The organism is Candidatus Cryosericum odellii (genome assembly GCF_003570935.1).
In the GTDB taxonomy this organism is placed as follows: Bacteria; Caldisericota; Caldisericia; order Cryosericales; family Cryosericaceae; genus Cryosericum; species Cryosericum odellii.
In genome coordinates this window covers 1-4,563 of the sequence record NZ_QXIU01000070.1, presented here as the reverse complement: position 1 = coordinate 4,563, position 4,563 = coordinate 1, and the positions used below count along the sequence as shown (strand labels likewise).

The window sequence follows — 4,563 nt, the reverse complement described above, 5'->3', positions numbered from 1 at the left end:
ATACAGATGCTGACTTTATCAGCGGGCGGCCTGGTTACATGTGAAACTTTCCAGATTGAAACGTGACAATTCTGAAAAAATCAGGAGGCATACTAATGAAATTTTGCTGGGTAACATTAAGTGTCGACAACATGGAACAATCGCTGGCATTTTATCGTGACCTGCTTGGACTGAATATTTGCAGTCGGTTTAGTGCAGGCGAAGTGGTTGAAATTGCAATGTTGGGTGAATCTGACAAGCCTAAAATAGAATTGATGTGCAACAAGCACAACAAGATTACCAACCGAGGCACAGGGATATCCATCGGTTTTGAAGTGAATTCTTTGGAGGAGGCAATGGCATATGTTCAAAGCAATCACATTCCCATTACAAAAGGTCCATTTTCTCCTTCTCCAATGACCCGTTTCTTCTTTGTGAATGATCCGAATGGAATCGAAATTCAATTGGTCGAAAATAAGTAGAGTCTCAGTTTTGCACTGAAAAAAACCGCAATCAACGATATCGTTGATTGCGGTTTGATTTTTACCTCATCAGGTTGCTTTAGTTGGCGTGTTTATTCTTCGGGACATAAGCCCTGCATTGGAGATAACCGATACCAAATTGTTGGCGCGCCCAGCAGGAGTCGAACCCGCAACCTGCGGATCCGAAGTCCGCAGCTCTATCCAGTTGAGCTATGGGCGCTAGCCTCACGATCCTGGTGCGCTTAGCAGGACTCGAACCTGCGGCCTACGGATTAGGAATCCATCGCTCTATCCGCCTGAGCTATAAGCGCAGTACTGCAAAGCGTACAACATCAAGGGCCGTGCTCAGGAAAAATGGGGTGGGTAAGGAGACTCGAACTCCCAACATCTGGATCCACAGTCCAGTACTCTAACCAATTGAGCTATACCCACCATATCAGGCTGGCGAGCCCAGCAGGATTTGAACCTGCGACCGACGGATTAGAAATCCGTTGCTCTATCCAGCTGAGCTATGGGCCCATGGTCGGGGCGAGTGGATTTGAACCACCGATCTCATGGTCCCAAACCATGCGCGTTACCAAGCTACGCCACACCCCGAGTAGAAAGAGAATACACGCAATCAGCCAAAAATCAAGGTCTCAGCGGTATGGCCCCTTGAAGAGAACACCACAAAGCCTCAACGGCCTGTGCTCGGTGGCTGATGTGGTCTTTGAGCCTGGCATCCATCTCGCCGAAGGTGAGAGAGTAGCCGTTCGGGGTAAACAGCGGATCATATCCAAAACCTTGGGGCCCACGCGATTCTGGAGTCACGGTCCCGACGACAGTGCCTGAGCACGCTAGACACCGGCGTGATTGAGGGAGAAATGCGACGATCCAGCACACGAACCGCGCGGGTGTTGACGACACACAGTGCTCTGAGAGAAACGCTGCAAGCGCAGCCCTTTCGGGCAGACCAGTGTACCGAAAGCGCGCAGAATGGACTCCAGGGATGTTGCCAAAAAGGGGTAGCTCAAGCCCAGAGTCGTCCGCGAGGACGATGCTGTCGTTGGGTCCCGTAGCCAAGATGTTCAGGAGGCCCGACCGGGCTTTCCTGTACGCATTCTGGTAATAGGTGACTCCACACTCGGCGACGCCTTCCACATCCAGCCCTTCCAAGGGAAGCATGCAGTCCAGGCTTCTGAGAATACTGCCAAATTCCTGCAGTTTGTGAGCGTTGCCGGTAACAAGTTGCAATCTCAAACGTCTGCGACCTCTACTGTGCTGACATAGTCACCGAGGAAGAGGCGGGCCTTGTCGAGAAAATCGCCTGGATCCCCTGTTGTGAAGAATCTGTCCTGGTGTCCAGCCCCCGTGGTCAACCGGCACTTCTCGAGAACCAGCCCTACCTCGTATGCCAGTTCCTTGCTTGGATCGACAATCTTGACGGCCGGTCCAAGGATACCTTCCATGAGGCTGTTGAGGAAGGGAAAGTGGGTGCAGCCCAGCACAAGGGTGTCTGCTCCGAACTCCTGCACAGGCTTTAGCACGTCCGCGGCATAATCAGCCACGTCCTGCCCTTCAATACTCCCAGCTTCCACAAGATTCACAAGTTCCTGCGACTGGAGCTCTATCATTTCTACCGTCGGATCCAGTAATCCCATGGCTCTGAGATAGCCATGGCTGCGTGCTGTCCCTGGTGTCGACAGCACTGCGACTCTGCGGTTGCGGGTCGCCAGTTGTGCGCTCTTGACACCAGCCGAGATCATCCCCAGGATCGGGACCTCCACGCAACGCTGAATGTCTGGGAAGACAGCACTGGAAGCCGTGTTGCAAGCCACAACAACCATCCGGGCTCCATGAGCCTCGAGGAACTCGACGAGGGCCGTGGCTCTGTCGATCACCTGCTCCCTCGGCTTCGTTCCATACGGAAAAAAGCGGGAGTCAGCGATGTACATGATAGCCTCCCGTGGCAATCGGTTCTTCAGCTCCCGGACGACAGCAAGTCCTCCGACCCCTGAATCAAACACCCCTATGTAGGATTCCATCAGCAGATCCCTCTACTTGCTAAGGTACTCGACAATGGCGTCCTCGATACTCTTGGCTGCTTTCTGCTGGAACGAGTCCTCGCGTAGAAGATGTTCCTCTTCACTATTGCTGATAAATGCGCACTCTACCAGAACGGCCGGCATGGTATCGATGTGGGACACTAGGTACAGCGATGTCTTTTGCGTGCCTCGGTCCGTTCTTCCCAGGGCAGAAACGAGATGCTTTTGGACAAGCGTGGCAAAGACCTTCGACTGGTCAGACCAATAGCTAACTTCGGTACCTCCGATTGATGGTCCCGCATCCGTGGCGTTCTGATGAATTGAGAGAAAAAGATCCGCCCCTGAGCTGTTGGCTATCTGCGCTCGTCTAGTGAGGTCAGGGTTGTCTTTTGACGTATCATCCGACCGCGTCATGACGACATGGGCCCCATCGGCCTCGAGTAACGCCTTTACCTTGAGTGCAATTGACAGGTTGACGGACGATTCCTTCGTCCCGGAAGGACCTACGGCCCCGACATCAAAGGAACCCGTCGATGACATGCAGCCGTGACCAGGGTCAAGGACGACTTTCTTCCCTCCAAGTTTTCCCTTGACGGCGCCGGAAAGCACGATGACATAGGTACCCATTCCAGGACTTTGCACATCGGCTGTCGAGGCAGGGGTGTGCAAGCGTAACTCTACAACAGGAGGGACATCATTCAGACGTTGCTTCCCCGACACAGTGGCCCAGGCTGACAGCACCTGCTTGCCAGCGATAGTGGTGGCCGAAACGCCCTCCAGCTGAAAAACGCTGTAATCGCCGTCCACCGTCTTCGTCACCTTCAGGTCACAGGCGGACGTGATCGTGATGCTTCCCGACATACTCGCAGACGCACCTGTGAGGGTAATTGACGAGATGATCGGGTCAAGATATACCCTTAAAGCATCTGCGATTGCCTCAAGTCCAAACACATGTGCCACAGTCGCCACTGGAACGTACAACAGGCCACTCAGGATCCTCGGAGCGACAGCCATCTCTTCGCTCCAGTGGCTGTTGCCCTGAGCAATCTTCAGAGTGTACAGCCCGTCCTTCAGTACGTATTGTCGATCCCCAAGTGTCAAGCTCGTTTGCTGGTTGGCCGCGTCCCAGGACAGAAGCAGACCGTAAGCATTGGCCACGTCGACGAGTGGCACGAACGTAGCCCCCTGTGCGAAAAACGTCTCTTCGCTGCTAGACAGAAGCTCGCCGCGCAGAAATACAGCCTTCGACGGCGCGGTCGAGCCGGGCGCAGTCATCACCAACTGCACCGTCGACGCACTGGTCGACTGCTCCAAGCCAGTGCCAGACCCGGCAAGATAGACAACGATACTGGACACGAACCCCGCTGAACTCGCCCATACCTTCACCGCCGACACCTGCTCCGTCGGCACGCCGGCAATACCAGCCTGTGCAGACTGCACCAGCCTTGGCAGTGAGACCTCGATGCGTTCAGGGTTATGCCCCCGAACAATCAACAGTCCGCTCTTGTCCCCATCGATGTGCATCGTGACGCCAGTCCAGCCGTTCGACGATACCAGTTCGATGCCGGTTAGACTGCAGACGGCACCTCCAGGACCAGTTCCACCTACCACCGTACCTTCAGACATCAGTATCCAGTCTTCGGGCGAAGCATCGGAGGATAGTTCGAGGAACACCTGTCTGCCATCCGTGGCGACACCGACAATGAGCTTGCCCTTGGCAGCAAGCGACCCGTCAGTTCCCACCACGAACGGCGACGTCACCAGTCGTGTTGATGGGATCACGGAAGTGAGGCTTTTCCCTACCGTTGCGGCGATAAGACTGCTCGGTACTTTCTCCCAGGAGCTAAGCAAAGGCGCGTAAACCCATCCCGTCTTTTCAGCAACAGTCACCCGGCACCAAGTCTCTTTTTGTTCGTTCATGGAGTAACCGATGATCAGAAGGTTCGTCCCGGAGGGCAGGACACCAAGGCGGTCGTAAATTACTGAAGGTCCGCTACGAAGATCCGATGCATCCACCGTCTTCGTCGGAAACTGAAGTTTCGGCTTCCAGAGGGTCAGAAGAGACGCTGTCGTGAATG

At 54.4% G+C, this 4,563-nt stretch carries 4 protein-coding genes and 5 tRNA genes; 1 reads left to right on the top strand and 8 read right to left on the bottom strand.

Annotated features, from left to right (window positions below; genetic code table 11):
• Positions 1–95 precede the first annotated feature (95 nt).
• Positions 96–461 carry a VOC family protein gene (locus tag SMC5_RS02880; RefSeq protein WP_119119513.1) on the top strand — a complete coding sequence of 122 codons (366 nt, stop codon included), beginning with the start codon at positions 96–98 and terminating at the stop codon, positions 459–461.
• 143 nt (positions 462–604) lie between these two features.
• Here SMC5_RS02880 and SMC5_RS02875 read toward each other — a convergent pair.
• From SMC5_RS02875 to SMC5_RS02840, 8 genes are all read right to left on the bottom strand, one after another.
• Positions 605–681, bottom strand: a tRNA-Arg gene (locus tag SMC5_RS02875).
• Between the two features lie 14 nt (positions 682–695).
• Positions 696–772: transfer RNA gene (locus SMC5_RS02870), tRNA-Arg, on the bottom strand.
• Positions 773–816: 44 nt separating this feature from the next.
• Positions 817–893, bottom strand: a tRNA-His gene (locus tag SMC5_RS02865).
• A gap of 10 nt (positions 894–903) precedes the next feature.
• A tRNA-Arg gene (locus tag SMC5_RS02860) sits at positions 904–980 on the bottom strand.
• A 1-nt stretch (position 981) separates the two neighbouring features.
• Positions 982–1,058, bottom strand: a tRNA-Pro gene (locus SMC5_RS02855).
• Positions 1,059–1,091: 33 nt separating this feature from the next.
• Positions 1,092–1,700: a non-canonical purine NTP pyrophosphatase gene (locus SMC5_RS02850; RefSeq protein ID WP_119119512.1), complete on the bottom strand. Its 609-nt coding sequence runs from the start codon at positions 1,698–1,700 to the stop codon at positions 1,092–1,094.
• Positions 1,697–2,485 carry a glutamate racemase gene (murI, locus tag SMC5_RS02845; RefSeq protein ID WP_119119511.1) on the bottom strand — a complete coding sequence of 263 codons (789 nt, stop codon included), beginning with the start codon at positions 2,483–2,485 and terminating at the stop codon, positions 1,697–1,699. The genes SMC5_RS02850 and murI overlap by 4 nt, the downstream gene beginning before the upstream one ends.
• A 12-nt stretch (positions 2,486–2,497) precedes the next feature.
• On the bottom strand, positions 2,498–4,563 hold a 2,066-nt coding region (locus SMC5_RS02840; RefSeq protein ID WP_165848942.1), incomplete at its 5' end, for an N-acetylmuramoyl-L-alanine amidase.